At 68.4% G+C, this 24,786-nt stretch carries 24 protein-coding genes and 1 pseudogene; 6 read left to right on the top strand and 19 right to left on the bottom strand.

What is annotated here, in order from left to right; genetic code table 11:
- Positions 1 to 13: 13 nt before the first annotated feature.
- From V5A19_RS05955 to V5A19_RS05895, 14 genes and pseudogenes are all read right to left on the bottom strand, one after another.
- Positions 14 to 862, bottom strand: coding sequence for an REP-associated tyrosine transposase (locus V5A19_RS05955; RefSeq protein WP_332317226.1), 849 nt, complete (start codon positions 860 to 862; stop codon positions 14 to 16).
- Positions 863 to 928: 66 nt separating this feature from the next.
- Positions 929 to 1,021 (bottom strand): annotated as a pseudogene (locus V5A19_RS14315) (type II toxin-antitoxin system HicB family antitoxin); the annotation flags it as partial.
- Positions 1,022 to 1,061: 40 nt separating this feature from the next.
- Positions 1,062 to 1,268 carry a DUF2283 domain-containing protein gene (locus V5A19_RS05950; protein ID WP_332317225.1) on the bottom strand — a complete coding sequence of 69 codons (207 nt, stop codon included), beginning with the start codon at positions 1,266 to 1,268 and terminating at the stop codon, positions 1,062 to 1,064.
- Positions 1,265 to 1,501 carry a hypothetical protein gene (locus V5A19_RS05945; protein WP_332317223.1) on the bottom strand — a complete coding sequence of 79 codons (237 nt, stop codon included), beginning with the start codon at positions 1,499 to 1,501 and terminating at the stop codon, positions 1,265 to 1,267. Before V5A19_RS05945 ends, V5A19_RS05950 begins: the two co-directional genes overlap by 4 nt.
- 15 nt (positions 1,502 to 1,516) lie before the next feature.
- Positions 1,517 to 3,001, bottom strand: coding sequence for a hydantoinase B/oxoprolinase family protein (locus V5A19_RS05940; RefSeq protein WP_332317410.1), 1,485 nt, complete (start codon positions 2,999 to 3,001; stop codon positions 1,517 to 1,519).
- 27 nt (positions 3,002 to 3,028) lie between these two features.
- Positions 3,029 to 3,373, bottom strand: a complete 345-nt coding sequence (locus tag V5A19_RS05935; RefSeq protein WP_332317222.1) for an HI0074 family nucleotidyltransferase substrate-binding subunit — start codon at positions 3,371 to 3,373, stop codon at positions 3,029 to 3,031.
- A 33-nt stretch (positions 3,374 to 3,406) separates the two neighbouring features.
- Positions 3,407 to 3,736: a nucleotidyltransferase family protein gene (locus V5A19_RS05930; RefSeq protein ID WP_332317221.1), complete on the bottom strand. Its 330-nt coding sequence runs from the start codon at positions 3,734 to 3,736 to the stop codon at positions 3,407 to 3,409.
- Positions 3,737 to 3,833: 97 nt separating this feature from the next.
- On the bottom strand, positions 3,834 to 4,856 hold the full coding sequence (locus V5A19_RS05925; RefSeq protein WP_332317220.1) for a DUF2235 domain-containing protein: 1,023 nt from the start codon (positions 4,854 to 4,856) through the stop codon (positions 3,834 to 3,836).
- Positions 4,857 to 4,985: 129 nt separating this feature from the next.
- Positions 4,986 to 5,741: an NRDE family protein gene (locus V5A19_RS05920; RefSeq protein WP_332317219.1), complete on the bottom strand. Its 756-nt coding sequence runs from the start codon at positions 5,739 to 5,741 to the stop codon at positions 4,986 to 4,988.
- A gap of 1 nt (position 5,742) precedes the next feature.
- Positions 5,743 to 6,948, bottom strand: coding sequence for an EAL and HDOD domain-containing protein (locus V5A19_RS05915; RefSeq protein ID WP_332317218.1), 1,206 nt, complete (start codon positions 6,946 to 6,948; stop codon positions 5,743 to 5,745).
- Positions 6,949 to 7,064: 116 nt separating this feature from the next.
- Positions 7,065 to 8,420 carry a pyrimidine/purine nucleotide monophosphate nucleosidase domain-containing protein gene (locus V5A19_RS05910; RefSeq protein ID WP_332317217.1) on the bottom strand — a complete coding sequence of 452 codons (1,356 nt, stop codon included), beginning with the start codon at positions 8,418 to 8,420 and terminating at the stop codon, positions 7,065 to 7,067.
- Positions 8,421 to 8,454: 34 nt separating this feature from the next.
- A complete protein-coding gene (locus V5A19_RS05905) occupies positions 8,455 to 9,663 on the bottom strand; it encodes an HDOD domain-containing protein (protein ID WP_332317216.1) in 1,209 nt (402 codons plus the stop codon).
- 118 nt (positions 9,664 to 9,781) lie between these two features.
- Complete coding sequence (locus V5A19_RS05900) at positions 9,782 to 10,285, bottom strand: hypothetical protein (protein ID WP_332317215.1); 504 nt, start codon at positions 10,283 to 10,285, stop codon at positions 9,782 to 9,784.
- The gene (locus V5A19_RS05895; RefSeq protein ID WP_332317214.1) at positions 10,286 to 12,283 is read right to left on the bottom strand and encodes a hydantoinase/oxoprolinase family protein; all 1,998 of its coding nucleotides are present in this window, start codon (positions 12,281 to 12,283) and stop codon (positions 10,286 to 10,288) included.
- A 146-nt stretch (positions 12,284 to 12,429) separates the two neighbouring features.
- On the opposite strand from V5A19_RS05895, the gene V5A19_RS05890 reads away from it, so the two are divergent.
- Both V5A19_RS05890 and V5A19_RS05885 read left to right on the top strand, forming a co-directional pair.
- Positions 12,430 to 13,047: a radical SAM protein gene (locus V5A19_RS05890; protein WP_332317213.1), complete on the top strand. Its 618-nt coding sequence runs from the start codon at positions 12,430 to 12,432 to the stop codon at positions 13,045 to 13,047.
- Between the two features lie 14 nt (positions 13,048 to 13,061).
- Positions 13,062 to 13,988, top strand: a complete 927-nt coding sequence (locus V5A19_RS05885) for a cation diffusion facilitator family transporter (RefSeq protein WP_332317212.1) — start codon at positions 13,062 to 13,064, stop codon at positions 13,986 to 13,988.
- 137 nt (positions 13,989 to 14,125) lie between these two features.
- Here the strand turns inward: V5A19_RS05885 and V5A19_RS05880 are convergent, their stop codons facing one another.
- On the bottom strand, positions 14,126 to 15,787 hold the full coding sequence (locus V5A19_RS05880) for an ABC-ATPase domain-containing protein (RefSeq protein ID WP_332317211.1): 1,662 nt from the start codon (positions 15,785 to 15,787) through the stop codon (positions 14,126 to 14,128).
- Between the two features lie 13 nt (positions 15,788 to 15,800).
- Positions 15,801 to 16,379 (bottom strand): RNA 2',3'-cyclic phosphodiesterase, encoded by a 579-nt coding sequence (thpR, locus tag V5A19_RS05875; protein ID WP_332327736.1) that lies wholly within the window; start codon positions 16,377 to 16,379, stop codon positions 15,801 to 15,803.
- Between the two features lie 125 nt (positions 16,380 to 16,504).
- Between thpR and V5A19_RS05870 the strand changes: the two genes are divergently transcribed.
- A complete protein-coding gene (locus tag V5A19_RS05870) occupies positions 16,505 to 17,179 on the top strand; it encodes an energy-coupling factor ABC transporter permease (protein ID WP_332317209.1) in 675 nt (224 codons plus the stop codon).
- 266 nt (positions 17,180 to 17,445) lie between these two features.
- On the opposite strand, the gene acs is transcribed toward V5A19_RS05870, so the two are convergent.
- The 3 genes from acs to V5A19_RS05855 all read right to left on the bottom strand — a co-directional run bounded on the left by acs (position 17,446) and on the right by V5A19_RS05855 (position 22,637).
- A complete protein-coding gene (acs, locus tag V5A19_RS05865) occupies positions 17,446 to 19,422 on the bottom strand; it encodes an acetate--CoA ligase (protein ID WP_332327735.1) in 1,977 nt (658 codons plus the stop codon).
- Positions 19,423 to 19,581: 159 nt separating this feature from the next.
- A complete protein-coding gene (cimA, locus tag V5A19_RS05860; RefSeq protein WP_332317207.1) occupies positions 19,582 to 21,231 on the bottom strand; it encodes a citramalate synthase in 1,650 nt (549 codons plus the stop codon).
- Between the two features lie 164 nt (positions 21,232 to 21,395).
- Positions 21,396 to 22,637 carry an aspartate kinase gene (locus V5A19_RS05855; protein ID WP_332317206.1) on the bottom strand — a complete coding sequence of 414 codons (1,242 nt, stop codon included), beginning with the start codon at positions 22,635 to 22,637 and terminating at the stop codon, positions 21,396 to 21,398.
- Between the two features lie 188 nt (positions 22,638 to 22,825).
- On the opposite strand from V5A19_RS05855, the gene V5A19_RS05850 reads away from it, so the two are divergent.
- The 3 genes from V5A19_RS05850 to bfr all read left to right on the top strand — a co-directional run bounded on the left by V5A19_RS05850 (position 22,826) and on the right by bfr (position 24,752).
- Positions 22,826 to 23,827 carry a PDC sensor domain-containing protein gene (locus V5A19_RS05850; protein ID WP_332317205.1) on the top strand — a complete coding sequence of 334 codons (1,002 nt, stop codon included), beginning with the start codon at positions 22,826 to 22,828 and terminating at the stop codon, positions 23,825 to 23,827.
- A gap of 123 nt (positions 23,828 to 23,950) precedes the next feature.
- Positions 23,951 to 24,157 carry a (2Fe-2S)-binding protein gene (locus tag V5A19_RS05845; protein ID WP_332317204.1) on the top strand — a complete coding sequence of 69 codons (207 nt, stop codon included), beginning with the start codon at positions 23,951 to 23,953 and terminating at the stop codon, positions 24,155 to 24,157.
- 118 nt (positions 24,158 to 24,275) lie between these two features.
- Entirely contained in the window at positions 24,276 to 24,752 is a 477-nt protein-coding gene (gene bfr, locus V5A19_RS05840) for a bacterioferritin (protein WP_332317203.1), read from the top strand.
- Positions 24,753 to 24,786: the final 34 nt, after the last annotated feature.

The following is a 24,786-nucleotide window of genomic DNA, read 5'->3' as shown; positions in this document are numbered from 1 at the left end:
CGCAGAAAAAGGGTCAGGTCTTGCTTTTTGCCTCCCCCGCCCGCCGAACGATCCGGCTGACGCGGGAATAGTGCAGGCCGAAGTACTCCCCGATCTCCCGCAGGGTATAGCCGCCACTGGCGTAGGCCCGGGCGATGGCCTCGTCGCGAGGATGCGCCGCGGCCAGTTCGGTCAGGGGCGGTGGCGCGGGCCGGCGTTGGGGTCGGGGCACCTCCCCGGAGGCCTCCGCGGCCTCCCTGGAAGCCGCCTCGCGCACGAAGGCCTCCGACCCCAGGTAGACCTGGCCGGTCAGCTCCTGCCACGGGGACCCCCGGCCAACGCCCTCCGCCACGAAACGGCGGTATTGCGCCCCGGCGGAATCGGCCCGGGTCGAAAAGGCCGCCAATAGCCAGTCCACGTTCAGCCAAGGGGGCCGCCCATCCAGTCCGGCGGTGGCCCGGCAGCTACTCCACGGCCAATCACACGCCTCCTCGACCAGGCCCGCCCGGACGGGGTTTAGGACAATGTAGCGCGCCAGCTCCAAGAGGTAGGCCTCCTTCTCCACCAGGATCGCCTTGTACCGCCCCTGGAAGACATGGCCCACCCGGCCGTGGCAGCGATTGAAGCGCTGGGTATAGACCCCGTTGAGCTGCCGCATGCCCCGCCCCAGGTTGGCCTCCGGGGTCTCCACCAGCAGGTGGTAATGGTTGCCCATGAGGCAGTAGGCGTGCAGCGCCCAGTTGAATGAGCCGACCACCTCCCCGAGCAGATCCACAAGGCCCTGCCGGTCCTCGTCGTCCAGATAAATCCAGTCCCGCGCGTTACCGCGGGCGGTAACGTGGTACAGGGCGCCGGGATATTCGATTCGGAGCGGGCGAGCCATGACCCAAACCTAGCAATTGGGTAGCAAAAAGCAAGACCTGACCCCTGCCTGACCCCTGCCCTGCTCCAGGGCCTCTTCCTGAGTATCACCATGGGCCATGCAGCCGGGGAGCTCTGGGACCTCCGCGATGAAGACCTGATCTTCCTCGCTCCAACAAATGCTGACTCCGTGGCGCGCCGTCTCCCGGCTCACTTACCTTCTACCCTGCCGCTTTGGGAAGCCGGTTGAAGGCCACCTCGTCCAGATCCACCCAATGACTGGCCTGGTCGATATCGATCCCGGCCAGATGACCCTCGGCGTCGAAATCCAGGACCACCCCTTCGGCCGCTTCCTGGCTGTCGGCGCTGGGCTTGTCGCTCAGGTGGATATAGAGGGAGTCGGTGTCCTCGTAATATTCCAACCTCATGGCTGAAACCTCCGGTCGGGGAAGGCGTTGTGGATGGTACGACGGTCCGGCAAAGTTACCACCCGCAAGTACCTCCCCAGCTCATCAATGTAGCCCCAGAACCGCACTCGGCCGTTGTCCTGGACTTCCGTTTTTAGTGGGTTTTCCACCACCTGAATGCACCACTCTTTCTTCAGATACGTTCGCTTTCTCAGTATGATGTTCTCGAAGTAGTCCGTGAAGTCGTAGTCCAAGCCGTTCCCCTTTTTCTAACGCTGGCCGTACCCTCCCCCTCCCGGAAGCTCCAGCTCCAGCTCTGCCCCAGGTCGCACCCCAAAGGCCGCCTTGGCGGGCTGTGCCTCCCCAGCCAGCACCACCCGCCCAGGCTGCCCCGGCTCCCCACCGTCCCTCCCCGGCGCCCCCTGGCGAGTCCGCTCGGCCATGACGGAGACATGGGCGGGCTCGTCCACCGTGAGGCGAACGCGCTGGCCGCGGCCTCCGGTGTGGCGGCCAGGGCCACCGGACCCCTCGATCAGCGACTTCTCCAGAATCCGCACCGGCGTCGTCGCCTCGATCACCTCCACCGGCACCGCCTGCACCCCGCTCGGGAAGGCGGTGGCGTCGAGCCCGTCCCACTCGGGGCCAGCGCCCATGCCGCCGGAGAGGAAGAAGGTCTGGGCCCAGGGGCGCTCGGTGCCCTGGATGTTCACCCCCCACAGGCCGGTGGCGCCCTCGGCGGGCAGGGGGACGGCCTGGCCGAGCGCGCCCATGACCGCCGGGGTGGCGAAGTGGCCGATGATGTGGCGGGCGGCCACCGGCTGCGGCGGCTGGGCGTTGAGCAGGCAGCCCTCGGGGGCGGTGACGTGGATGGGGCGGAAGGAGCCGGCGTTGTGGGGGATGTCGGCGGCGACGGCGCAGGTGACGGCGTAGATGGCGTAGGCGGCGGTGTAGTTCAGCACCACGTTGATGCCCCGGGCCTGGGCGTCGGCGGTGCCGGCGAAGTCGCAGGTGATCTCGTCGCCGGCCACGGTCACCGTGCAGCGGATGGGCAGGGGCTCCTCGAAGCCGTCCAGCCACACCTCGTGGGCGTAGCTGCCGTCGGGGACCTCGGCGATGGCGGCGCGCACCGCCGCCTCGGAGCGTCCCAGGATCTCGTCGGCGAGGGCGTTCACGTCCAGATCGAGCGTGTGCAGCCGGCGGGTGGCCACCTCGCCGCCGGTGATCTGGGCGCGCAGGTCGCCGAGGACCACCTCCGGCAGGCGCACGTTCTCGCGGAGGATGGCCTCGATGGCGGGGTCGGGCTCGCCGGCCTTGTGGAACTTCACCCAGGGCAGGCCAAGACCCTCCTCGTAGACGTCGCGGCCTTCGGTGGTCAGGCCGCGGCCGCCGATGTCGGCGGCATGGCAGGTGGAGGCGAAGTAGGCGACGGGGGCGCCGTCGCTGAAGACCGGGGTGACCACGGTGATGTCGTGGCGGTGGCCGGAGACGGCCCAGGGGTTGTTGGTGAGCAGGACGTCGCCCTCAAGCAGCGTCTCGGCCGGGAAGTCCAACAGCATGTCGGCCACGGCCTGGGCCATGGTGTTGATGTGGCCGGGGGTGCCGGTGACGGCCTGGGCCACCATGCGGCCCTTTTGGTCGAAGATGCCGGCGGACAGGTCGCCGGCCTCGCGCACCACGTTGGAGAAGGCGGTGCGCTGCAGGCTGGCGGCCTGCTCGTTGACCAGGGCCACCAGGCGGTTCCAAGCGGTGCGCAGGGCGACGGCGTCGATGGCTGGGGCCTCCTAGCTGCGGTCCTCGCGGTCCCTCAAGCAGGCCGCCAGGCGGGAAAGCGGGGCTCGGTAATTGGCGAGCCGACCGTAGAGCTGCCGGGCGAATTCCTCATGGTAGGCGTGGCTGGTGCGGTTCCGGTCTTCCAGCGTGGCCAGCCACGTCTGCTCGTCGTCCAGCCATCTCTGCTGGAAGGCCACCCGCAGGCAGCCCTTCGGCGAGCTGCAGGTTAGGCCCTCCTCCGGGGCCGCTATCTGGATGGCTTTCCATGCCAGCTCGAAACAGAAATCGGGGCGTTGGATGATGGCACCCTGGTTCAGGTCCGTCTCGGGGGCGTCCAGGGCCTCCCCGAAACGCACCCACCGCCTTTTGCAGGCTGTCCAGGATGGTGCTCACAGCTCGATGCCTTCGCGTTCGATCTCCTGGCGCAAGCGCTCATCGACCTCATCACGAGCCAGCAGGCCCACGCTGTACAGGGTGGATAGATCCTCCACCCGCTCCCGGGCCCGCGCCAGCTCGGCGGGCGTAATGGCCGCGTCCCGGTCCATTGCCAGATCGACGTCGGACCGCTGGCGGGCGTCGCCGCGGGGCCAGGAGCCGAACCAAACCACCCGAGTCGCCTCGCCCAGCTCGGCGCGAATGGCGGCAGCCGCCTCCCGGACCACCGTGCGCGGGCGCTGGGGCAGGTCCTGGACGGCTTTTGCGGTTACGGGCTCGGCCATGGTGCCTTCCTGGAATCCCCGTCCGGCTCCGGGCTTGTCGGACCGGCCGGACCTTTGGGCGCTTTATCCCCCTGATCCTACCAGCATTTATCGGCCTTCACCCCTCTCCCGACTCCAACCCCGGGTTCTTGGGGCGGTAGTCGGGGTCGGTGTCGCGGCGGGCAGCGAGGGTCTCGTCAACCGCCTCGTTGCCGAACTCGGTGGCCCGTACCGGGCGGTAATGGCGGTCCTTGAAGCGGCCGTACAGGCCGGCTAGGAAGTCGGCGAAGGAGTCGTGGAGGTGGCCCATGTATTCGTCCTCCACCGTGCCCGGCAGGCGGTCGAAATCGAGGTCCAGGCCGCAGCTGGCGGCGCGCTCGGCCATCCAGGCCAGGGCGATGTCGGCCAATTCGCGCTCCTCATAGCCGCCGCCGACGTCGGCGTGGGCGCCCACGAACCACTGCTGCTCCAGGTGCTGGTCCGGGGCGTGCGGCGGGTCCCACAGGGTGGCGTCGAAATCGGGGCGGTGCTCGTCGAGGGCGAGGGCCTGGTAGGCGTTGGCCACCATGGCCGACAGGCGCGTGTCGTGGAACTCGAAGTGCTTGCGGTTGAACCAGTCGAACGAGCGCAGGGGGATGCCTAGGGCGCCCACCGTGTCCCACACCCCCAGGCACTGTACGGCGACCCCGGGCTTGGCGTACTGCTTGCGGAAGTGCACCGCCGGCGGGGTGTCCGGGCCTTCGTCGCGGGTGCGGTAGAGCTCGTAGGCCTCGGGCACCTTGGCCTTGCTGTCGGGTGTGAGCAGGCCGGCGTTACGGATCAGGCCCACCAGGCTGCGCGCGGTGTAGGCGCCGCGGCTGAAGCCGAAGACGAAGATCTCGTCGCCTTTCTCGTGGTTGTCGATGAGCCATTTGTAGCCCTGTCGGATGTTCTCCGACAGGCCCAGGCCGAAGGCGCCGCCGCGCACCCGGTTATACCACTTGGTGCCGACGCCGGCGTCGTACCACTTGCGCTGGCGCTCGCCCTCGGCGACCGCCTCGTGCAGGCGCCAGGCGTTGGTCGCTGCCCGGTCCTCGGCGTCCGAGCCCTTGTCCGGGGTGTTCCAGGTGCCGTCGAAGGTGAGGCACAGGCGCTTGGCCATGAGGGTTCTCCTGAATGGGCTCCACGACGGATGCCTATCCGGGAAACGCTAGCGCGGGCGCGGGGGCGGGGCAAGGCGAGAGGGTCTGGCGGCAGGAGCCACGGGTCGGGAAAGAGGCGCCGCCCTGCCCTAGCTGGTGGGGATTCCGATGGCCTCGAAAGGGGTGCGGTCGGGCGGTCCGGGGGCGAAGCGGAACACGGGGCCAGCGCCGTAGCCGGGAAAGCGAGGAACGGCGGCTAGGTGGCTGCACATGGTGCCGAAGCCGTCCAGGGCCAGGCTCAGAGCGGTCTCGGGGCGCTCGTCCTGGGGCTCGGGGTCGCCCAGCAAGGCCTGCCAGCCGGTCCAGTCGCCGGTCCCCGGGTCGGGCACCTCAGCGGCCTCGAAGCGGGGGCGATTGAGGGCGATGCGGGCGTCTCCGGTGTCGTCCAGGTCGCCGTTGGTGAGCATGTGCAGGCCCTCGGGCACGGCGTCCACGGCCATGCCCCGCTTGTCCTCGCGGTGGGCTACCCACCAGGCGCCGTCGGGGCCGCCCACGAACAGATTGAAGCCGCGGTAGGCGGCGGGCTCGATATCGGCCAGGGCGTTGATGGCGGTGGCCACGTCGGCGTGCTCCAGGGCCTCCAGCACCAGCTCGCCGCGGCTGCGCTTGCCGGGCAGGGGGCCATGGGTGCCGGCGCGGTTGCCCACCGCCGCGACTAGGCCGTAGCGGTTGACCCCGAACCAGGAGCCACCCCCAAGCTCGTCCAGGGGCGCCACCACCTCGGGCCGCTCCGGCCAGTGGGACGCCGGCGGCTCCCAGGCGCGGCCGTACTGCTCGTCGCGGTTGGCGCCGACGATGATCGGCCAGTCGACATCGGGCCGGTTCAGGACCATCAGGGTGCACATGTCAGGGGCTCTCCAGGGCCGCGCGCATCAGCTCGTCGGCCTGCTCGACGGCATTGAGGTAGGCGGCGCTCAGGGCCTCCGGGGCCAAACCCAGCGCCTCGGCGCGCTGCCAGTCGCCGCATTCATAGCCGAGCACGGCGTCCAGAACGGCGCCCAGATCGCCCACCCGCCACAGCAGGGCGGCCCGGACGGGCTCGGACAGGGGAAGCCTTTCCACCAGCTCCGTCATGGGCCGGCCCATGACGGCGTCCACACCGGAGAGCAAGCCAAGCAGTAACAGGGTCTGGGTGCGCTCATTCTGCAACTGCTCGCCCAGGTTCTCGCAAAACCGCGCGCGCACCATGAGCTGGCGGTTGAGCTCGTCGGGGTGATCGCTGGTGCGCGCCAGTGACAGCCAGGCGGCCCAGATGCGCAGCTCGCGTGTGCCCAGCAGGACCAGGGCCCGCTCGAGGGAATCCACGTGCACGCGGGTCGGGGCGGCCGGGGAATTGACCAGCCGCAGCAGGCGGTAGCTTAGGTAGGCATCGTTGGTGACCACCTCCGCCAGCTCGTCGAAGCCCACTGCCGGGTCGGCGAGCTTGGCCAGCAGCTCCATCACCTGGAGCTTGTTGGGGGCCACCCATTCCTCCGCCACCGATTCCGGCTCGGCGAAAAAGAACCCCTGGAACCGGTCGAAGCCGAGCCGGCGACAGGCCTGGAAGGTTTCGGGGGTCTCCACCTTGGCTGCCAGCAGGATCACGCCGTAGGGGCGGAGGCGGCTTACCTCGGCGTTGAGGTCGGCCTCGTGCCGGCCGCGCACGTCCACCTTGACCATATGGGCCCGCTCCAGCAGGGCAGTGCGGTCCTCGGCGTAGACAAAATTATCCAGGGCAAGGTTGAAGTCCTTGGCCCGAAGCAGGTCGAGGACCCCCAGGAGCTCGTCGTCAACCTCGATATCGCCGGGGATCTCCAGGACCATCCGCACCACCTCCAGGCCCGCATCGGGAATCTGGAACAGCAGGTCGCGGGTGACATTGACGAAGGCATGCGTGGACTTGACCAGCTTGGTCAGGTCCCAACCGGTCAGCAGGTCGAGCAGGACGGTGGGTGTGGCCTCGGCGCTGGAGCGGTCGGAGGCGCTGCCGCCGCGGTAGAGGAGCTCGTACGCCACCACCTGGGTGCTGGCATTGAAGATGGGCTGCCGGGCAACGATGGGTTGGCTTTCCATTGGGGCGTTGGTCCTGTGCTTCCCCCTTGCGGAGGGGTAATCTTGGCAAGCCCCCACGATTTCCGCAATCAGCGCAAGGGCTTTTCCGGTGGCGATCAGGTTAGGGCCGGTCCGCCTCAGGAGATCCGGTAGGGGCGCTGGTAGTCGCCACTGAGCTTCATGCGACCGGCGCCATCGAACCAGCGGATGAGCTCGTCGGTGGCCTCCAGGACCTCACGGTCGCCTTGGATGCGAGGCAACTCGCCGCCCCAGGCGGTGCTGGCGTCGGGCTCCTTGACCGCCAGGTGGACCAGGGCGGAAAAGAAGCGGCGCAGGTTCACCAGCAGGTCGAAAGGGCTCTGGACGCGGGACAGGTCCAGCGCCTCCATGGAATCGAAGGTGACGCGGAACGGCTTCTGCATCTCCGGCGGCACGTACAGAGCGTCGTTCCACAGGCCGTAAATGTCCAGGTTGGTGTTGGCCCGCCGGACGTGCTCGGCGTAGCGCCGGGGGGGACCCACATGGACCTCGAACAGGTCGTCGAGGGCGTCGCCGAAGCAGGTGCGCAACCAGTCGGTGAGATGACGGAAGTACTCGCCACCAGGGCGCTCCACCAGGTCAAGGGGGTAGGCGAGGCCAGCGTTGGCAGGGTGGGCCTTGATCCCCAGAAAGGTCAGCAGCTCCTCGGCGGTGCCGGCGCCGCCGGGGTGAATGCGGCCCCGGTGGCTGGCACGGATGAAGGCCTCCATGCGCTTTTCCACATCGGGGAAGATTACCAGCTCGCTGACCAGCCCGTTGGGGGCCTCGGCAGCGATGATGCCCTGCTCGGAGAAGCCGATAAAATCGCGGTGGAGGCCGCGCATGTCGAAGTCCTGCTTGCCGTAGGCTACCACCGCCCCCTTGAACGGCGCCTTCATCACGCCGGGGCCGCAGCCGGTGATAAACTCCGTGCCGTTGGCCAGGGCGTCCCAGTAGCCCACTTCCTTGGCGAAGTCGTACTCATCGCGACTGGCGGAGTGGCCGCCCCAGACGAAGCAGCGCGGCCGCGGGGCCTGCTGCAACAGCGGCGTACGCCCCACGTAGCTGCGCACCACGCGGGAGACGGCGGCGCTCTCGCCGTGGGCCTCGGCGGCGTGGGGCTCCAGCACCAGGTCGCGCACGGCCTGGGAGATCTGGCGCTTCTGGCGCTCGGGGATGTCGCCGTCGAGCAGGGAGTCCGCCGGCACACCGCTACAGCGCAGGATCAGGCTGCGCGCCGTGCGCCGCACCGTGATGCCCATGTTGGCGTATTTCTCGCGCAGCTCGCGCTTGTCATCATTGTCGGCCCGGTGGATGTCCATGAGGGCCGCCACGGTGTCCCGGAAGGTGGTGTTGGCATTGCCGATGCGGTGGGCGATCTCGTCGCCCACGGCGCCGTACATGGTGTCTATACCTAAGACCTCGGGGCGTATGGTCACCTCCAGGGTCCCGGTTTGCGGCGGATTGCGGGTCATCACTTGACTGCTTCCTTGGCGTTCCAAGCTGGGATCAGAAATCGTCAATGGTTTCCCGGGTCACCTCCGACTCGTCGCTGTACAGGGTGGTCACGGGGAGGGTCACCCCAGCCACCATCGTGTCGCTCTCCAGCCAGTCGGAGCGGCGCAGACGCTCGACTACGGACAGGGCCTCGCCAATGGGCCCGGAGCGCCCGCTCAGGGCGGTCTGGATGTGGTCGCCCAGGTCGAGACCGGCAGCCATCTGGTCCGCCGGCTGGCGCAACAGGGCCTGGAGCACGGCCAGGATCCCGGCGAGGTAGCCGCCGCGGGCGTCCTCCTCGGGGAGTCCCACCCGCTGCATAAGGCGCTCGGTCAGGGCGCCGCGCAGATAGGCCTCGCGGAACAGCAGGGAGGGCTGGTACTCGTCGGTGTCCCCCATGAACAGCAGCAGGGAAAGCCAGCGGGACAGCTCGCGGTAGCCCAGCAGGACCACCGCGCGCTCCACGGAGGTGATCTTGGTGGCCCCACGGAAGACCGGGGAGTTGAGAAGACCCAACAGGCGCAGAACCAAGTCGGGGTAATCCTGCGGAAGGGCCACCACCTGGTCCCGGAGTACAGCGTTGAGGGCCCGAATGGCGCCGGCACGGCCGGGGCTAAGGGCCTGGACGCTCAGATCCATCGGGTCGGCGAAGAACGTCCCCTCGTACAGCCCAAAGCCGCCTTGGCGCAGGAACTCGAAATCGGCGGGAGTGGTGACGCCTCGCACCAGTATCTCGCCGGCCAGGCCGGGGAAGTGGCCGGGACCGAGCCCATCCAGGGCATCCTCGGCCGAGATCACCACGTAGTCCCAACCGGTGCAGGGCGGTTCCTCTCCCCGGCGGCCCGCTAGGGCCTCCCAGTCGGCGCGGGTCACGCGCAAGGCGGTGGCGAAGCAATGTTCATGGATCAGGCCGCTGGTCCCGGCAAAAGGTGGTTCCTGCCCTCGCGCCAGCAGGTCACCGGCCTCCAGCTCCAGCACCAGCGGGTATCCGGCCGGGAGGAAGTCGAGGAGATTGGGCCCGACCACCTCGGGCGTCAGCGGCACGAAGGTGGGGCTATCCGGATCGAGATAGGGCAACAGGTCCGGCCCGGTTAGCGTGCTGAACAGAACATCCGGGGCCCATTCCTGATCCTTCCCGGTTTCGCGGGGGCTTATGTCGTAGCCGGCGCCATTGCCCTCGGCGTCGAACATGGGGAAACGGGTCAGATATAATTCTCTCATGGGACTGCCCTCCCTGGGGCATAATCGCACCCCTTCGCACCGGATCGCCACTGCTGATGTCATATTGGCAGAAACGTCGGTGCTCAGCACCGTCGGGTGAGCGAGGCCATCCGCTGGATCACCCACCGACGCCGTGGTGGGTCAGATGCAGGCGCATCCATGCGGCCACGCGCTCGGCAGTCTCCAAAAGCATGCCGGTGTCCCGCCACGCCCGGTTCAGGATCGCCGCGCGCTGGGAACCGGCGTTCGGCTCGGGATGGGCCAGCTGATTACGCACCTCCCGCGCCGCGTGCCAGGTCTCGGCATCGATCAGGCCCCTGCCGGCCAGATCCTGGAGGCACTCCTCCACGGGACGCTCGGCAAGCCCTTCGGCGCCCTCCGCCAGGGCCACTGCCAGCGGGAAGACCACCCGCCCCATCAAGTCCTCCAGATCGGCAAAACGCACCCGGAAACCGTCCAGGAGCAGGCCGGTAGCCACGTCGAGGTCGTCGGGGTGGAAGGCCTCGGGATCCAGGGGAAAAAGGCCCTCCAGCTCCCCGATGGCGCTGCGCAGGCGCCCGGCCAGGCGCTCCATGCCGGTGACGGCCTGGGCGGCGCGGGTGGCCAGCTCCGCCTCGGCCACCTACCCCAGCTCCATGCGCAGGCCGCCGTCGCCCAGCAGCTCCACCCCACTGTTGGGCGGCACCACCAGGGTGGAGGCGGCATCCACGATCAGGGCCGGGCCCGTCAGGTAGGGCGGCAGGTCGGCACGCCGATAGCGGGGGGTATCCCACCAGGCACCGTCCAGGAAGGCGGGCGCGGTGGCGTAGGGCTCGCCCTCACCCGGGACCACCTTGGGCCAACCGATGTCAGGGGCGGTTCCCGTGGCCCGCACCCGCCAGGACACCGCCTCCACCGGATTGCCAGGGGCGGTGCGGCCGAACAGGTCGGTGTAGGCGGCCTCGAAGCGCTCGCGCACATCGGCGCCGCCCAGCGGGCCGTCGGGAAGTCGGGTGGGTACCTCGGTGCCCTGGCCGGCGTAGCGCAGGGTGGCCCAGCGCTCCACCGTTGCCTCCCTGGCCCCGGCGTGGCTCAGCCGCTGCCGGCAGTCGGCTTCCAGCTCGGCGAGCAGGGCGTCCACCTCGCTCAGATCCAGATCCTCCAGGCCCCCCGGCCAGGAGCGGGTGAGCTCGAAGGCGGGGGCCTGGGCCAGGCAGCCGTGGGCGGAGGCCACCCCCGCGCCGACGGGCAGCAGCACCTCGGAAACCCCCAGCCGCCGCGCCACCGAGGCGGCGTGCACCGGTCCGGCGCCGCCGAAGGCGACCATGGCGAACTCGGCGGGGTCCAGGCCCTTCTCCACGGCGTGGATGCGGGTGGCCTCCACCATGTCCTCGTCGATGGCCTGCCGCACCGCCCATGCGGCCTCCACTGGATCGCCGCCGAGGGTTCCCAGGGCGGCCCGGGCCCCCGCCAGGTCCAGGTGCAGGGTGCCGGCGGCAAAGGCGTCCGGGTCCAGGTGGCCCAGCACCAGATCAGCGTCGGTAACCGTGGGCTCGGTGCCACCCTGGCCATAGCACACCGGCCCGGGGTCGGCGCCGGCGGAATCGGGGCCGGCCTGGATCAGGCCAAGGGGATCATGACGGGCGATGGAGCCGCCGCCGGCGCCGATCTCGATCAGGTCCACCACCGGAACCAGCAGGGGCAGCCCGGAGCCGGCCTGGTGCCGATGGACCCGGGCGGCCTCGAACTGAGGCTCGATGAGCGGCCGGCCCTCCAGGATGTAGCAAGCCTTGGCGGTGGTGCCGCCGATGTCGAAGGACAGGATGCGGTCGGTCCCCGGCATGGAGCGCGCCGCCTCCGTGGCCCCGGCGGCGGGGCCGGACTCCAGGATGCGGATGGGGAAGCGGGCGGCGTCGGCGGGGGTGGTGATGCCCTCGTGGGACAGGGCGATGTACAGCGGCGCGGTCAGCCCTTCCTCCGACAGGGCAGTCCGCATTCGCTCCAGGTAGCGCCGCGCGATGGGCAGGACGTAGGCATTGGCCGCGGTGGTGGTCATGCGCGGGTATTCGCGGATCTCCGGCGCCACCTCCGACGACAGCGATACGTCCACCCCCGCCGGCAGGGCGTCGCGCACCGCCCGCTCGTGGCTGCCCCTCGCGTAGGCGTGCAACAAGCACACCGCCACCGCCTCCACCCCGGACAGATCCAAATCGGCCGCCTCGGCCGGGTCCACGGGCTCGACCTCGGTGCCGTCGGCGGTGATCCGCCCGGTCACCTCGAAGCGGCGCGCTCGCGCCACCAGCGGTTCGGGCTTGCGCAGGGCCAGGTCGTAGAGGTCGTAGCGACCCTCGTCGCGGATGTCGGGCAGGTCGGCGAATCCGGCGTTGGTGATCAGCGCTGTGGCCGCGCCCTTGCGCTCGATGAGGGCGTTGGTGATCAGGGTGGTGGCGTGGACCACGGCCTCCGCCTCGCTCAGGGCGACGCCGGCCTCGCCCAGGCCACGGATGCCCGCCAGGACCCCCTGTATGGGGTTATCCGGGGTGGTCAGCACCTTGCGGTCGACGCGGGCGTGGCTGCCGGGCTCCACGGCCACCACGTCAGTAAAGGTCCCACCGATGTCGACGCCGATGCGCCAGGCCATACCCGGGCCCCTCCGGTTGCCAAGGCTGGATGACAAGGGTATCAGGGCAAGGGCCCCGACCTAACCCGGAGGCGGCGGGAATTGACGGGCTCCACAGCGGGTCGGAGAATAAACGAGTCGCTGGTCCGACCCCAAGGAGGTCCCCGGTGTCCCGGTCCGCCACGCGCCCCGCTGGCCGGCTCACCTATTCCGCCGGCGAGCGCCTCAACGTCAACCTCACCGACGGCTGCAGCCTCTCGTGCCGGTACTGCTTCAAGAATGCCGGGGCGGGGCCGGTTATCGAGGGCACGGACCTCACCCTGGAGCGCCAGCCCAGCGCCACCGCCATCCGCAAGGCCCTGCGCAAGGAGCTGCACGGTTACCAGGAGGTGGTGTTGGCGGGCTCCGGTGAGCCCACCCTGCTGGAACTGGCGGAGTTCATCCACCGCCAGGGCAAGGGAGTCTGGCTCGTCACCGACCGCCTCGCCAACCTTGTCTACCGCCGCGACGTTACGCCGCAGTTGGCCGGCCGCATCGACCGCTTTTCGGTGTCGTTCAACGCTCCTGACGCCGAGACCTACAATCGCCTGTACCGTCCGCCCTGGCCCGACGCCTTCGACCACCTCTGCGACCTCCTGCGCCGAGTCCGGGAGCACGTGCCCGAGGTCATCGCCACCGCGGTGGAGGACGTTGAGGGCGTGGACAGCGAGGCCTGCCGCCGCCTGACCGAGAACGAGCTGGGCGTGGCCTTCCGGGCCCGCCCCAAGGACACCATTGTCGAGTAAGCCCGGATCCCGCCTTGGCCCACAACCATCCGCACCATGCCTCCGACTACCACGGCGCAGGCAACGAGCGCCGCCTGACCCTGGCCCTGACCCTGACTCTGGGCTTCGCCGCCGTGGAGGCCATCGGCGGCTGGCTGGCCGGATCCCTGGCGCTCATGGGCGATGCCGGCCATATGCTCGGCGACACCTCCGCCCTGGGCCTGGCCGCCCTGGCGGCCCGGATGGCGAAGCGGCCGCCGACGGAACGCCACTCCTTCGGCCTGGGCCGCCTAGAGGTCCTGGCGGGCCTGACCAACGCCGTGTTCATGCTGGCCATCGTCGCCGCCATCGCCTGGGCGGCGGCGGGCCGGCTGCTGGAGCCGCAGCCGGTGCAGGGAGCCATGGTCCTGGTGGTGGGCGGGCTGGGCCTGATGGTCAACCTGGTCGCGGCGTGGTTGCTCCACGGCGGCGAAGGCCTCAATGTGCGGGGCGCCCTTCTTCATGTCATCGGTGACCTGCTGGGCTCCATCGCGGCCCTCGCCTCGGGCGCCATCATCATGGTCACCGGCTGGCTGGCCGCCGACCCCATCCTGTCCCTGGTGATCTGCGCCCTGATCCTGTTCGCCAGCCTCAACCTGCTGCGCGACGGCATTCACGTGCTGCTCGAGGGCGTCCCCCACCACCTGGACCTGCCCGAGGTGGGCGAGCGACTGGCCGCCGAGGAGGGGGTGGACTCGGTTCACGACCTCCACATCTGGGTACCGGACTCGGGCATGACCGCCCTGTCAGCCCACGTGGTGGTCGCCGACCTGCGCGACTGGGACACCCTCCTCGACCGCCTAAACGCGGTCTTGCAGGAGGAGTTTGACATCGAGCACGCCACCCTCCAGCCGGAGCCCCAGGCCAAGCCCCTCCACCCCATGTCGCTGGAGGAGGCCCCCACTAATCGGGGTACCCACTAAAAAATAAGCGACCCAACCCCCCTCCCCTCAGAGGGAGGGGAATCCGCTGGCTGGTTCGGCAGGCAGGTTGGGGCCACCTTACCCCTCTGCCGGGCCGGGCGCAGGAGCGGCGTCCCGGCGCAAACCTTGGTCTCCGCCTACCCCAGCTTGACCCCGCGCAATCGATTCAACGCCGCCATAACCTCGAACACCCGGGGCCGGGCGAGGTCGCCGTCGGGCTTGTCGAACAGGCGGTGCCACTCCCGCCCCTCCAGGCGCTCGCGCAGCCAGGCGGGGGAATCGTCGACGATGCCGCCGGCCTCAAAAAGCTTGGCCATGAGCTGGCCGATCGCCCGCACCTGGGAGGGGTCGGCCACCTGCTCCACGGCCCTCAGGTCGATATCGGTGCTGCCGTAAACCATGTGGTCGGGGCCCCTGGCCTGGATCTTGCGCTTGCCCTTCTTGACCGTGGGATCCACCGAGGCGGTCTGGAGCCGGCGCACCTCCGGGCGCGCCAGCTCGTTCTCGTGCTCCTCGCGGCGGCCGGTGACATGGGTGGCGGCGATCTCGCGGGCGGCGTCCGTGACGTCGAAGGGGACGTACTCCTGCATCTGAACGACGGTGTCGGCGCAGTCGAAGTAGTCGCCGGAGCCGCCCATGACCAGAACCGTGGACACCCCCAGGCGGTAGCGCAGCTGGCGGATGCGGTCCACGAAGGGGGTGATGGGCTCGCTGGCCTTGGCCACCAGGGCCTGCATGCGCTCGTCGCGGATCATGAAATTGGTGGCGGAGGTGTCCTCGTCCACCAGCAGGGCGGAAGAGCCAGCCTCCAGCGCCTCCTGCAGGGCGGCGGCCTGAGAGGTGGAGCCTGAGGCCAGATCGGTGGAGAACTCGGTGGTGGACTTGCCGAAGGGCAGGTTGTTGATGAACGGCGACAAATCCACCCCGGAGACGGCCCGCCCGTCCTCGGCGCGCACCTTGACCGCCCGATGATCGGTGGCGATGCAGTCGCGGCCATCAAAGGGGATGTGGTCATAGACCCCGGTTTCCAGGGCGTTGAGCAGGGTGGACTTGCCGTGGAAGCCCCCGCCCACGATTAGGGTGATGCCCTCGGGCACACCCAGGCCGGTGACCTCGCCGGCGTTGGGGGCGTCCAGGGTAACCCGCAGGCTTTCGGGGGCCTGGAACGGGATGGCATCGGCGAGGGGGCGGTCGTCCACCCCGGAGCGCCGCGGCAGCACCGCGCCCTCGCCGACGAAGGCCACCAGGCCGCGCTCCTCGAGCTGGTCCCGGAGCGCTACCTGGTCCTCCACCTGGGCGCAGTACTCCTCCAGCCGGTCGAGGTCCAGACGAGCGGCCTCGGCGGCATCCGCCACGATCTCCGGCAACCGGTTGCACAGCAGCTCGGCCGCCTTGCGCCCCAGGATCTTGCGCCCGGCCGCCGGCAGGTGGACGGTGAAGCGCAGCTCTATGCCCACCTCGGTGAAGAGGCAGGCGGTGCGATCGAGCACGGTCTGGCGGCCGGCATCGATGTCGAGGTCGCTGTCTTCGCGCGCCTGGCTGCGGAAGGTGCGCGCCAGGAAGTCGCGTGCCGCCCGCGCCCGGGGCCGGGAAGCGTACGCCGATCCGGGCAGGTCGGCGATGGACCACGGCACTACGGCGCGGGCCCGCGACGGGGCGGCGAAGGGGTCGGCCTGGACGTGGTCCACTTGGAGCCGAAAGCGCTCGAAATCGAAGCTGCCCTGGATGTCCTTGTAGGCCTTATAGCCCTTGCCGTCGATGCGGTTCAGGATTTCCTCGAGCCGTTTGCGGTCGGCCATTCCGCCTCCGTTGTCAGTCGCTTGCGGTGTCTCCGGTTAGTGGCCACTCGCCGACAATGGTGTAGGTCGCCCCCTGGGGCCCGGTCTCCGAGGCCACCAGCACGAAGCGCTCCACGGGCCAGTCTACGGGCTCGATAGCGATGCGGGGCGGCATCTTGGGCACCTTGCGGGCCAGGGTCAGGTGGGCCTTGAAGGCGCGCTGCTCGCGCTCGAAGCCGCAATCGGACGCCAGCGCTTCCCCCAGGTCCGCGGCCAGGCGCTCCAGGGCCGCAGGGGTGGTGGACGGCCCCGCCCAGAGCAGGTTCTTTTGGGGCCAGTAACCCAGGCGGTCGATGCTCAGCCCGAAGGGCTCGCCCGACAACCCCGCGGCGGTGGCCTCGGCACAGGCTCGGGTATCGGCGTCCACCTCGCCCAGGAAGGCCAGGGTTATGTGCAGGTTCTCGGCCGGCAGGCGGCGTGCCCGGCGGCGGTCCAGGGCCTGGCAGGCGTGCTCAGCCAAGGCGCCTTGGATTTCCGCATCGGGCCATAGGGCGAAGAAAAGGCGCTGGCGCTGGTCGGCGTTTTCGTCGGTCATGGCGCAGATATTAGGCATGGTGGTGATGATTCCAAGGCTACCGGCCGTGGCGGGGCGGGCGAAACCTGGCGCGTCCGGAGGGATCCAAGTTAGCATCGCCTCATAAAGCTTCCTTGCCCGACCCGACAGAGCGAGCGCCGCCCATGAACTTCCCCGACGGACTGCTTCCGGCGAGCTGGGCGATCGGCGCTCATTTCCTGCTGGCTCCGGTGCTTTTGGGGCTGATCCAGGCCACGCCCTGGCACTCGCTGCGCCAGCGTCCGGACCTGCTGGGGGCATTCATTCTGTTCCTAGGTGGCGTAGTCCTGCTGTGGACCGCCCGGGCCGGCCTGCCCCAAAACCCGGGGCTGAACCTGCACTTGCTGGGGGCCACCATCCTCACCCTGGCCTTCGGCTGGCCGCTGGCTCTGGTGGGCATGCTCACCGCCCTGCTGGCCGTCACCGGCCTGGGGCTATCGGGTTGGCACGCCTTCTCCATCAACGCCCTGGTCATGGTGGTGGTGCCGGTGACGGTGGCCGCCGTGATCCACGCGGTGGTGCGGCGCAAGCTGCCCCATCATCCGTTCATCTACATATTCGTCAGCGCCTTCCTGGGCGGCGCCCTGACCCTGGCCGGCCTAGCCGCCGCCGCCAGCACCGTGCTGCTGGCCTCCGGAGCCTACGGCTTCGACGAGCTGGTGCGCGAGTACCTGCGCTACATCCCCCTGCTGATGTTCCCGGAGGCTTTCGTCTCCGGCGGCCTCCTGGCCATCCTGGTGGTCTACAAACCGGAGTGGGTGGTCACCTTCGACGACGAGAGCTACATCCAGGGCAAGTAAGGTTCTACGGCCCCCTTGCAAACAGGCCCCGGCCAATGGCCGGGGCCTTCGTTGTGCCTCTTCACCCGCTTAATTCCCTCTCCTCCTTGGGGGAGAGGGTCAGGGTGAAAGGGACCTTGCCAGGGACCTTTCCCCACAGCACGGCACCCACCGGAAAACCGACCCTCACACCGACCCAGTCACGCCATCTAAAAGAGCCGGGGCGCACGGCAGGCCAGCACCCATGCTCTCCCCTGAGGCCAGAGGGGATTGGGCGACCTCCTTTCTTAGTCCTTGCCCTGCAGCTGGCGGATGACGGACTCGTCCTCCAGGGTGGAGATGTCCTGGGTGATCTCCTCACCGGAGGCGATGGCCCGCAGCAGGCGCCGCATGATCTTGCCCGAGCGGGTCTTGGGCAGACCGTCGGCGAAGCGGATATCGTCAGGCTTGGCGATGGGCCCGATCTTTTCGGCGACGTGGCCTCGTAGATCGTCGCGCAAGTGGTCCAGGTCCTGGTCGCCACGGCTGCCCTTGAGGATGACGAAGGCGTGGATAGCGTTGCCCTTGACCTCGTCGGGCCGACCCACCACGGCCGCCTCCGCCACCTTTTCGTGGGATACCAGCGCCGACTCGATCTCCATGGTGCCCATGCGGTGCCCGGAGACGTTGATGACGTCGTCCATGCGCCCAAGTATCCAGAAGTAGCCGTCGGCGTCGCGGCTGGCGGAGTCACCGGCGAGGTAGAGGTACTGGTCCGGGAAATAGCTCCAGTAGGTCTTGATGAAGCGCTGTTCGTTGCCCCAGACGTTGCGCAGCATGCTGGGCCACGGCCGGCGGATTATCAGAAGCCCGCCCTTGTCCTCGGCGCGGTCGATGCTGTTGCCGGCCTCGTCCACCACGTCGGCCATGATCCCGGGCATGGGGTGGGTACAGGAGCCGGGCTTGAGTGCGGTGGCGCCGGGCAGCGGCGCGATCATGTGGGCTCCGGTCTCGGTCTGCCACCAGGTGTCCACGATGGGGCAGCGCTCGCCACCGATGACCCGGTAGTACCACATCCAGGCCTCGGGGTTGATGGGCTCGCCCACCGAGCCCAGCAGGCGAAGGGCGGACAGATCGTGCTTGGCGGGCCACTCCTCGCCCTGCTTCATCAGCGCGCGGATGGCCGTGGGCGCGGTGTAAAACACCGTGGTCCGGGTGCGCTCGGCAACCGCCCACAGGCGGTCGGGCTCGGGGTACATGGGCCCGCCCTCGTACATCACCTGGGTGGCGCCCACTGCCGTAGGTCCGTAGGCGATGTAAGTGTGACCGGTAATCCAGCCCACGTCGGCAGTGCACCAGAAGACGTCGGACTCAGGGCGGATGTCGAACACCCATTTCATGGTGGCGGCCGCACCGAGCAGGTAGCCGGCGCTGGAATGCACCACCCCCTTGGGCTTGCCGGTGGAGCCGGAGGTGTAGAGGATGAACAGCGGGTGCTCGGCCTCTACCGGCTCCGGCGGGCAATCGCCGGATTCCCGCGCCATGATGTCCCGGAACCAGACGTCGCGGCCCTCTGTCCAGTCGATGGCGTTCTCAGCGCGCTGGAGCACCACCACGTGCTCCACCGAGTCGCATCCCTCTTCCAGCGCCTGGTCCACGTTGGCCTTTAGGGGGATGGTCTTGCCGCTGCGCAGTCCGCCGTCGGCGCTGATCACCACCTTGGCGGTGGCGTCCTCGATGCGGTCCTTGAGGGCTTCGGCAGAGAAACCGCCGAAAACCACAGAATGGATAGCCCCGATGCGGGCACAGGCCTGCATGGCCGCCACCGCTTCGGGGACCATGGGCATGTAGATGACAACGCGGTCGCCCTTGCCGACGCCGTAGGCCTTGAGGGCGTTGCCCAGCCGGGCCACCTCGTCGAGCAGCTCGTTGTAGGTGAGGCTCCGCTGATCACCGGGCTCGCCCTCCCACAGGATGGCGTTGCGCTGGCCGTTGCCGGCCTCGATGTGGCGGTCAATGCAGTTGTAGCTAACGTTCAGGCGGCCGTCGCTGAACCACTTGTAGAAGGGCGGATTGGACTCGTCGAGGATCTCGCTGAAGGGGATCTCCCAGCTGATCTCGGCCCGGGCTTGCTCGGCCCAGAAGCCCTCGTAGTCCTCCACGGCGTGCTTCATCATCTCGAAGTACTGGTCCATCCCCGAGATGCGGGCTTGCTTGGCGAACTGGTCCGGGACCTCGAATAGCCGCTGTTCGGTGAGAACCGACTCCAGGGTGTCATCCGTCATCGCGCCTACCTTTGGTTTAGAGCCAAGAATCCGGCCTGCGGCGCCCGCCCTGGCCGGCCAATGTTGCTGCCTAACGGATCGGTGGGAAACCTGACTGGTTCACGCTAGCGGGGGCGGCGGGACGGTGTCCATGCCCCTTGCGCCGCGGAAGGTAAGTGGCTAGCGGCTCGGGCCCATGGCCGTCGCCGGCTGGGTCCCTTCGACGCCGAAGAGATGACCGGCCCGGCCATCGCGGGCCAGCTTGTAGACCACCGCGTCCACCAGGGCCTGGTAGGCTGCCTCGATGACATTGTAGGACACGCCCACGGTGCCCCAATGGGCGTGGCCGTCGCCGGATTCGATGAGCACGCGCACGGAGGCGTCAGTGCCGCCCCCGGTGGAAACCACACGGACCTTGAAGTCAAGCAGGTCCATCTCTTCCAGCTCGGGGTAGAATCCCACCAAAGCCTTGCGAAGGGCGTTATCCAGGGCGTTGACGGGGCCGTTGCCGGTGCCGGCGGTATGGGCGCGCGCGCCGCCCACCTCCACCATCACCGTGGCCTCGCTCTCCGATGCCTCGCCGGCCTGGCGCTTGCTGTCCAGGACCCGGAAGCCCACCAGCTTGAAGTATTCGGGCAGTTCCCCTAGCACCCGACGCACCACCAGCTCGAAGGAGGCATCGGCACCCTCGAACTGGAAGCCCTGGTGCTCCAGGTCCTTGACCCGCTCCACCACCTGGCCCACCGCCTTGTCGTCCCTGCCGATGGCGTCGAGAAGGGACAGCTCCTGCAGCTTGTGCACGATGTTGGACTTGCCCGACTGGTCAGAGACCAGCACCCGCCGGACATTACCCACCGCTTCGGGGGACACGTGCTCGTAGGTGCGGGCGTCCTTGCGTACGGCGGAGACATGGACACCCCCCTTGTGGGCGAAGGCCGAGGTGCCCACGAAGGGCTGGTTGTTACGCGGGCTGCGGTTGGCGAGCTCGTCCACCAGCCGGGAGGTGGCCGTTAGCCGCTCCAGCTCCTCGGTGCCCAGGCGGACGCCGCGGTAGCCGAGCTTGAGGATTAGGTTGGGCAGGGCGGCGGTGAGGTCGGCATTGCCGCAGCGCTCGCCCAGGCCATTCAACGTGCCCTGGACATGCCGCGCCCCGTAGGCCACTGCGGCCAGGGTATTGGCCGTGGCCAGGCCACCGTCGTTATGGCAGTGAATGCCCAGGACCGCCTGGGGAAGGCGATCCCGAACAGCATCCATCGCCGCGCCGACCCCCTCCGGCAGAGAGCCGCCGTTGGTGTCGCACAGGACCAAACGGTCGGCCCCGCCCTCCGCCGCGGCCTCCAGGACGCGCAGGGCGTAGTCGGGGTGACTGGCGAAGCCGTCGAAGAAGTGCTCGGCGTCGAACAGCACCAGGCCCAGCTGCTCCTTGAGATAGGCCACGGAGTCGCGCACCAGGGGCAGATTGGCCTCGAGGTCCAGGCCCAAGGCCGTTTCCACGTGCAGGTCCCAGGTCTTGCCGAAGACCACGGCGCCATCGGGTCTGGCTCCCACCAGCCCCTGCAGCACCGGATCCTGCTCCGGGCGGTTGCCGGCACGCATGGTGGAGCCGAAGGCCAGCACCCGGGCCCCGCCCAGGCTGAGCCCGCCCAATGCCTCGAAGTAGGCGTCGTCGCGGGGGTTAGCGCCCGGCCAGCCGCCCTCAATGAAGTCCACACCCAGGTGGTCGAGGGCCTCGGTCAGGTTCAGCTTGTCCTCCACGGAGAAGCTGACGGCTTCCGACTGGCCCCCATCGCGCAGGGTGGTATCGAAGATTTCCAGGGTTTTGTCGGCCAAGGATGCCAAATATCCCGGTTTGAGTACCGCTATCGGTTAGCGGGCAGTGTAACCCCAGTGAGGCGTGAGGGGTGAGGCGTCACGCCAACGGCCAAGGCAACAGGCTCTATCGGCAGATCGGATAAGGCCTTTGAAGGGGCCGTTACCCCTCGCTGCTCACTCGCTCAATGGATGTGGTCGCGCTCATCCACCGGCTTGTCCAGCTCGAAGGCCTCGTGCAGGGCCCGAACGGCAAGCTCGGTGTACTTCTGGTCAACCACCACCGACACCTTGATCTCGGAGGTAGCGATCATCTGGATGTTGACCCCCTCGCGGGAGAGGGCCTCGAACATACGGTCAGCGACGCCGGCGTGGCTGCGCATGCCCACTCCCACCATGGAGATCTTGGCGATGCGGTCGCTGCCGGTGAGGGCCTCCGCCTCGATCTGCTTGCACACGGGGTCGAGGGTGTCCATTACCAGCGGATAGTCCGAGCGGGGCACGGTGAAGGTGAAATCGGTCTTGCCGTGCTCCCCTTGGTTCTGGATGATCATGTCGACGTTGACGTTCTCCCGGGATACCGCTCCCACCACCGCATGGGCGATGCCGGGGCGGTCGGGGACGCCGATGATGGTGACCTTGGCCTCGTCCTCGTTATGGGCGATGCCGGAAACCAGGGCCTTTTCCATGTCCTCCTCCTCCACGGTGATGAGCGTCCCCTCGCCATCGTCGAAGGTGGAGCGCACACGCACCGGAACGCTGTACTTGCCGGCGAATTCCACGGCGCGGATCTGCAGGACCTTGGACCCCAGACTGGCCAGCTCGATCATCTCCTCGAATGTGATCTTGGCCAGGCGCCGGGCCTCGGGAACGATGCGCGGATCGGTGGTGTAGACCCCGTCCACGTCGGTATAGATGTGGCACTCGTCGGCCTCCAGGGCCGCTGCCAGGGCCACTGCGGTGGTGTCCGAGCCGCCGCGGCCGAGAGTGGTCACCTCGCCCTCGGGACCGATCCCCTGGAAGCCGGCCACCACCGGGATGCCGCCGGCCTCCAGTACCGCGCGCAGATTTTCGCGGTCGATGTCGGTGATGCGCGCCCGGGTGGAAACACCGTCGGTGTGCACCGCCACCTGGCCGCCGCTGAACGAGCGCGCGTGCTGCTGGCGCTGCATCAGGGCCATGGCCATCAGGCTGATGGTGACCTGCTCGCCCGAGGCCAGCAGCTGGTCCATCTCCCGCCCCGGCGGGCGATCGTGCAGCTCCTGGGCCATGGCCACCAGCTGATCGGTCTGGCCGCCCATTGCCGAAACCACCACCACGACGTCGTTGCCGCGCTCCTTCTCGGCCACCACCCGCTCGGCGGCGTGGCGGATCCGAGCCACATCCGCGAGGGAGCTGCCTCCGATTTTCTGAACGATCAGGGCCATCGGTATCCTATGCGATCCGGATCGGGGGTCGCTGCACCTTTATGGTGCAGACGGTCCCCGGTAAGTGGGTCATTATATCGCACACGAAGCGCCTCCGGGAGACGATGCCCGCCAAAGCGCCCCAGCCCGCCCCGGCATACCCCTTGCATATTGAATGCCGCCATTGTCCCACCGGCCGGAAACACCCCATGAGCCATATGAGCTACATCCAGCTGCTCGAACGCTACCACGACCACCAGGAGGCCATCGGCGACCTGCTGACCTCCATCCTTACTGGCATCGCCGACAACGGCGCGCTCGACGACACCGAGGCCCTGCAGTCGGCGGTCAGCGCCGTAAGCGATCGCTATGCCTTCGTGGACATGGTCTACGCCCTGGACCCCGACGGTCGCCAGATCACGGACAACGCCGTGAACCCTCGCAAAAGCTCGCCGCGCACCGGCCGCGGTGCCGACCGCAGCCAGCGACCCTACTACCGGAAGGTGACGACGGCCCATGACCTGGTGGTCACCGAGCCCTATCTGTCCAGCACCGCCCGCCATCTGTGTCTCTCGGCCGCCCTGCCCTCGCGTGATGAGGCCGGCACGGTGGAAGGCTATGTGGTGCTCGACGCCGACCTTGCCGAAATCGTCGCCTTCTTGCTGGGCGACAGCGCCCGGCGGCGCTTTCAGCCTTTCTTCAAGGCGGTCTACGGCCTCATCGTCGTCGGCCTGCTGGCGGTGGTGGCGGTGCTGCTGACCTTCTCCTTCCAGGAGCTGCGCGACCTGCTGCCCGGAGGGGATTCGGGCGAAACGGCCAAGCACCTCAAACCCTTCGGGGTGATCATCTTCCTGACCCTGTCGCTGGCCATCTTCGACCTGGCCAAGACCATCCTCGAGGAGGAGGTGCTCACCCACAAGGACATCTTCCGGCACAGCTCCACCCGCCGCACCATCACCCGGTTCATCGCCGCCATCCTGATCGCGGTGTCCATCGAGTCGCTGCTGCTGATGTTCAAGGCCGCCCTGGGCGACGGCAGTGGGCTGCTGGCGGCGGTAGGCATGATGCTGACCGTAGTGGGCCTGCTCATCGCCCTAGGCATCTACGTCTATCTGGGGAGTCGCGCCGAGGTCCACCTGCTGGCCTGGCACCAGCAGCAAAAGACCGATCCTCCGGGCGGGTCCGGATCGGGCGAGAACGGCCGCCCCTGAGCCACCGAGCCGGACCCGGGAACCTCCCAGGCGGTAGCCGGTCCCAACAATTGGAAAGCCGTTGCGAATCATTCGCGTTTCCATTATTGTTGGAACATCGATCCGGTCGGCGAGGAGGTAGCCATGTACGTCTGCATCTGCAACGCGGTTAGCGACGGCAGCATCCACCAGGCGGCGGCAGAGGGGGCCCGCACCCTCGCCGACCTGCAGGACATGCTGGGACTAGCTACCGGCTGCGGCACCTGCGCCGACATAGCCATGGCCTGCCTTCACGAGGCCCACAGCCAGGCCGGCGATACCGAGGAACTCCCGGACTTCCAGACGGCCTGAACGACTCCCTACTTGCCCTGGCAGGCCCCGCGTCCCAACGCGGGGCTTTTCTTATCCCGGCCCCCCTTCTGCTATCGTGGGCAGAGAGAATACCCTTACCGCTACGCAGAGGTTCGCGATGAAAGGCGACGCCAAGGCCGTCGAGCACCTGAATACCGTTCTCAAGAACGAGCTTACCGCCATCAACCAGTACTTCATGCACGCCAAGATGTGCGCGGACTGGGGCTTCCAGAAGCTTGCCGCCACCAGCCGCAACGAGAGCATTGAGGAGATGCACCATGCGGAGCGATTGATGGACCGCATCCTAGTCCTCGAAGGCCTACCCAACCTGCAGGAGCTGGGTAAGCTGAGGGTGGGCGAAACCGTCCAGGAGCAGCTGAGCAACGACCTGGCCCTGGAACACGAGGCCATTCCCGACCTGCGGGCCGGGATTACTTACTGTCGCGACAACGGCGACGACGTTTCCAAGGACCTCCTCCAGCGCATCCTGGACGACGAGGAGGCCCACGTGGACTTCCTGGAAACCCAGCTGGCGCTGATCGAACGGGTTGGCATCCAAAACTACCTGCAGACCCAGATGGAGGCGCCCGAGTAGGCTTTCCTTCGCCCGGGTGAGCCCATCCGCCTTG

The sequence above is a fragment of the Thiohalorhabdus sp. genome (assembly GCF_036628635.1).
Taxonomy (GTDB): Bacteria; Pseudomonadota; Gammaproteobacteria; order Thiohalorhabdales; family Thiohalorhabdaceae; genus Thiohalorhabdus.
The sequence above is the reverse complement of the archived record's forward strand: the minus strand, read 5'-3'. Positions and strand labels throughout refer to the sequence as shown.